At 62.4% G+C, this 2,931-nt stretch carries 4 protein-coding genes; 1 reads left to right on the top strand and 3 read right to left on the bottom strand.

The window, feature by feature from the left end; translation table 11 throughout:
* The 3 genes from HX846_RS30330 to HX846_RS30340 form a co-directional block, all read right to left on the bottom strand.
* Positions 1 to 659, bottom strand: a 659-nt coding sequence (locus tag HX846_RS30330; RefSeq protein ID WP_178966798.1) for a M20/M25/M40 family metallo-hydrolase, incomplete at its 3' end; no start/stop codon positions are given.
* 68 nt (positions 660 to 727) lie between these two features.
* A complete protein-coding gene (locus tag HX846_RS30335) occupies positions 728 to 1,786 on the bottom strand; it encodes a diguanylate cyclase (protein WP_023658718.1) in 1,059 nt (352 codons plus the stop codon).
* A 78-nt stretch (positions 1,787 to 1,864) separates the two neighbouring features.
* Positions 1,865 to 2,500, bottom strand: coding sequence for a LysE family translocator (locus tag HX846_RS30340; RefSeq protein ID WP_003210255.1), 636 nt, complete (start codon positions 2,498 to 2,500; stop codon positions 1,865 to 1,867).
* Positions 2,501 to 2,630: 130 nt separating this feature from the next.
* On the opposite strand from HX846_RS30340, the gene HX846_RS30345 reads away from it, so the two are divergent.
* Positions 2,631 to 2,931: GntR family transcriptional regulator (locus HX846_RS30345; protein ID WP_178966799.1), on the top strand; the 301-nt coding region annotated here is incomplete at its 3' end.

Genomic DNA, 2,931 nt, shown 5'->3' on the forward strand with positions numbered 1-2,931 from the left:
ACCTCGACCACGGCGGTGGCGCTGCCTTTGCGCCATACCACCAGGCCATCGGCCGGGCGACCCGGTTCCAGGTTGAGCGTCACGTCGTGGCCCTTGGCGGTGTTGCGGATCAGCTCGGACGCGCCGTCGGTGCCGGTTTCTTCGCTGGCGTCCAGCAGGAAAGTGATTTGTGCGTAGTCCTTGAAGCCCTGGTTTTTCAGGACTTTCAAGGCGTAGATGCCGGCGACGATGCCGCCCTTGTCATCCATTACGCCCGGGCCATAGGCGCGGCCGTCCTTGATGTGGAACGGCCGGGCAGCCGCCGAGCCTTCCTTGAACACAGTGTCCATGTGGGCCATCAGCAGGATCCTGGCCTTGCCGGTGCCCTTGAGGGTGGCGATGACATGGCTGTTATGAGCGGCGGCATCCGGCACCAGCTGGATGCTGAAACCCAGTTGCTTGAGCTCATCGCCGGCGATGTCACGCACTTGGGTCAGGCCCGGCTCGTAGCCGGAGCCCGAATCGATATTCACCAGGCGCTCCAGCAGTTTCAAGGCGTCGGCCTTGTACTGCTCGGAATCGGCCTGGATCTGTTTGTGGGGTTCGGCGCTGAAGGCCGGCATGGCGAAAGACAGCGCCAGGGTGGCCGCCAGCAAGGTACGCGGGAAGTTGAAGAGCATGAACCGATCCTTGTTTTTGTTGGAAGGTAGCGCTCCACCCTACCTGACAAACACCGATTTGTTGATCCTCAGATCGACCTCAGCCAACTTCCCTGCACCGAACTGACCCGGTTGCGCCCGCTGCTCTTGGCCTCGTACAAGGCCTGGTCGGCATCGTTCAGCCAACTGGTGGCGTCGGCGTGTGCCGGCCGGTATGGCGCCAGGCCGATGCTCAGGCTGGCGCGCAAGGTCGGGTCCTGTGCGTAGGCCAGGGAGTTGAAGCGATCACGCAGGGCGTCCATCACCTCGGTGGCGCGGTTCAGGGGCATGTCCGGCAGGATCACGCAGAATTCGTCGCCACCGTAGCGCCCGGCCAGGTCAGTGGCCCGCAGGTTCTGGCGCAGCACTTTGCTCAATTGACGCAGCACGATATCGCCGGTGACATGGCCGTAGGTGTCGTTGATGGTCTTGAAGTGGTCGATGTCGATCAGCGCGATGGCGGCGCCCTGCTGGTCGCGGCGGCAGCGCTGGAACTCGATTTCCAGGTGGTCTTTCCAGGCGCCGTGGTTGAGCAGGCCCGACAGGCTGTCGGTGCGGCTCAGGGCCAGCAACTCGCGCTTGTGCCGGGCCAGGGTGATCGCTTGCCGGTAACAGATCCAGCCCAGCGCCAGGGGATACAGCATCAGGATCGGCAGGCAGGCGTAGAGCTGCACTTCACTGGTGAGGGCCGTCACCGCCGGAGTGAACACCAGCATCGAGGCGCCGATGCCCAGCGCCTGGGCCACCCAACCGGCGAGCATGAAGCGCGGGCCGCCGATGGCGACGTTGTTCATGGTCATCATCGACAAGGTGGTCACGCTGGGCAGCGGGTTGAACTGCATGGCGCCCACCCAGAACCCGCCGCAAAACGAGTCGAACAGCAGGTTGCGGTGTTCCGAGCGCAGGGAGTTTTTCGAGTGCCGCGACCATTGGTAGGCCACATGCGGCCAGATGAAGGCATTGGCGATCATCACTCCCCAGACCCAAGCGGATTTATCCAGCGGGTAGATGGCGGCGGCCACACAGACAAACCCGAGGGTCAACCCCAGGGTGCGCGACTTGTACAAGCGTGAAGCGAGCGAAAGTCCGTTTCCTCCTGCGGCTGGCATGTCTGGCTTGATCCTGGATGAATGCCCGAAGTCTATCAGGGCACCGGCAGATCGCCACTACCGCTCATAAGCTAGCCTTCAGCTGGAAAAGCCCCTGGCCAGCATCAGCGCCACCCCCAGCAGCAACACCGCCGTGGCCCGTTGCAGCAACACCCGGCGCTTGGGGTTTTCCAGCACGTGCTTGATGCGTTGGCCGAAGTAGCAATACAGGCAGCCGCTGGCAAATTGCAGCAGCAGGAAGGTCAGGCCGAGGATCGCGATGTCGGCGGCGGCACTGCCCTGGCCGATGGCGGCGAACTGCGGGAATACCGCGCTGAACAGAATGATCGCTTTGGGATTCGACAACCCGGTCAGCAGGCCCTTGCCGAAAAGACTGCGGGCATTTTCCGGGGTTGCATCGTTGGTCTTGATGGTCACTCCGCTGCTGGTCCATTGCTTGTAGGCCAGGTAAAGGATGTAGGCTACCCCTACCACCTGGATGATCCGGGTGATCAGCGGGTAATCCTTGATCAGCTCGGAAAAGCCCACGGCAAAGATCAGGATCGACACCAGGTAGGAAACACTCGCCCCGAACTGCGCCGGCAGGGAACGGCGCAGGCCGTCCTTCAGGCCGAGGCTGAGCAACAACAAGGTCATGGGCCCGGGGCTGAAGGCCAGGGTGGTGCACAGCAGCAGGAAATACAAAAACGAAGACAGCGTCAGCGCGGTGGCCATGGCGTGGAATTTCACAGCAGGAAAGAGGGCTTGCAGTCTAGGGCGCACGTGCCGCCACAGGCAGGTAAACTCTATGGATATACGCGCAGACTTTACCGGTGAAGTTGGCGGCAAACTTAAGGACAGTGTGATGCCCATTCCTGCGATTCACTTTCATGACCGAGCACCGAAGGTGCAGCAGATCGTCGATGCCCTGGCCCATGCGATCGAGCAAGGCGAATTGGCCGCTGGCAGCAAACTGCCTTCGGTGCGTGAGTTGGGAGCCTTGCTGGGCGTCGGAAAATTCACCATGAATGAAGCGCTGGATCGCCTGCGCGGGCGTCACCTCCTGACCTCCAGCCAGGGCCGCGGGCACTTTGTCGCCAGCAGCCTGGCCCAGCCGTCGTCCAGCACCTGGGTCGACTTGCTGCCCCAGGACTTGCTCAGCGTAC

The sequence above is a fragment of the Pseudomonas sp. K5002 genome (assembly GCF_013386655.1).
Classification (GTDB): domain Bacteria; phylum Pseudomonadota; class Gammaproteobacteria; order Pseudomonadales; family Pseudomonadaceae; genus Aquipseudomonas.